Annotated in this window: 1 protein-coding gene; it reads left to right on the forward strand. The window is 46.3% G+C overall.

Going from position 1 to position 1,720, the window contains the following annotated elements; translation table 11 throughout:
- Positions 1-284 precede the first annotated feature (284 nt).
- Positions 285-1,631: a group II intron reverse transcriptase/maturase gene (ltrA, locus tag Q4546_RS19085; protein ID WP_303446849.1), complete on the forward strand. Its 1,347-nt coding sequence runs from the start codon at positions 285-287 to the stop codon at positions 1,629-1,631.
- Positions 1,632-1,720: the final 89 nt, after the last annotated feature.

The raw sequence follows: 1,720 nt of genomic DNA on the forward strand, positions 1-1,720 counted from the left end.
GGCCACCGTAAATGATGCAGCAGTGCAAAGAAAGTTCATGTTCTTATCTGGGGAGATCTACTTAACACGCGATCGGTAATTAACCAGTAAGGCTCTGGTTTATAAGTGCCTTGGCTTTTCAGCGCCATCGACTGAAAAGAGCGAATCAGATGGAAACCGATAGCGCATGACGGGGTAACTCGGCGTGTGATTAAGCAGAAGTCAGCAGACGGCATAGTAGCCCAACGCCCATCGTAATGGATGGTACATGGTGAAGGCCTGAACATTTAGAAGAAGGAGGAGTCTTGTCAAACTTGTCGATACCCACTACGTCGCCAGACGATTACTATCAGCAGCGTATTGATCTGCAACCGGCCTTCAACAGCGATTTATTCCAGCAACTACTCGAACCTGAGAATTTACATCGAGCTTGGCGGCAAGTTAAAGCCAATAAAGGCGCGGCTGGTATCGATGGTATGACTATCGAAGCCTTCCCGATTTGGATGCAACAAGGCGGTTGGCAACAGTGTAAAACTCAACTTGAGCAAGGTAAATATCTACCCTCAGCGGTCAGGCGTGTAGAGATCGATAAACCCGATGGCGGTAAACGCAAATTGGGGATCCCGAACGTCATTGACCGTGTGATACAGCAAGCGATAGCTCAAATACTCACGCCACTGTTTGACCCATTCTTCTCGACTAACAGCTTTGGTTTTAGGCCGAATAGAAATGCCAAACAAGCGGTACTGCAAGTAAGGGATATCATCAAACAGAAACGCAAATTTGCCGTTGATGTTGATCTGTCCAAGTTCTTTGACCGAGTTAATCATGATTTACTCATGACTCAAATAAAGAGCAAGGTACAGGATAAGCGCCTTTTGGCGCTTATTGGTAAATACCTACGTGCAGGGGTGATGGTCAACGACCAATTTGAAGCAAGCTTTGAAGGAGTACCTCAAGGCGGTCCACTCTCGCCTTTACTATCAAACATTATGTTGGATAGTTTGGATAAAGAGCTGGAAAGCCGAGGGCATAAATTCGCCCGCTACGCGGACGACTTTATCATATTGGTTAAATCTCAACGAGCAGGTGAACGGGTACTTAATAGCATTACTCACTATCTTGCTACTAAGCTAAAACTGGTCGTTAATACACAGAAAAGCCAAGTGGTTAAGGTAAGTCAAAGCAAGTTCCTCGGGTTTACCTTTAACCGAGCAAAGATCCAGTGGCATGCTAAAACATTACACATTTTCAAACAAAAGATGAGGCGGCTGACGAACCGAAACTGGGGCGTGAGCATGGGTTATCAATTGTTTAAAGTGCGTCAATACATGCAAGGCTGGATCAACTATTTTGGCATCGCTAATGCTTATCAAGGGTGTGTCGACTTAGACCATTGGATCCGTCGTCGCGTACGTATGTGCTACTGGCGTCAGTGGCGAAAACCACGGACTAAGGTGCAAAACCTACTTAAACGTGGCGTCAAAATTCAAGTGGCCGTTGGTTGTGGTATCACAAGCAAAGGCCCATGGAGAAGTTCAAAAACACTAGGGATCCAGCAAGCGTTGAGTAATGAGTATCTGAAGAAAGCAGGATTATATTCACTAAGAGATGGATGGGTCGCAGTTCACTATCCTAACCAGAAAGTTTAGTTAGGTGTTCTAAATGAACCGCCCTGTGCGGAGCCGCATGCAGGGTGGTGTGGGGGCTGGAGGTTAGATACCTCCGGCTACCCGATTAG

The sequence above is a fragment of the Shewanella sp. 4_MG-2023 genome (assembly GCF_030548015.1).
Classification (GTDB): domain Bacteria; phylum Pseudomonadota; class Gammaproteobacteria; order Enterobacterales; family Shewanellaceae; genus Shewanella.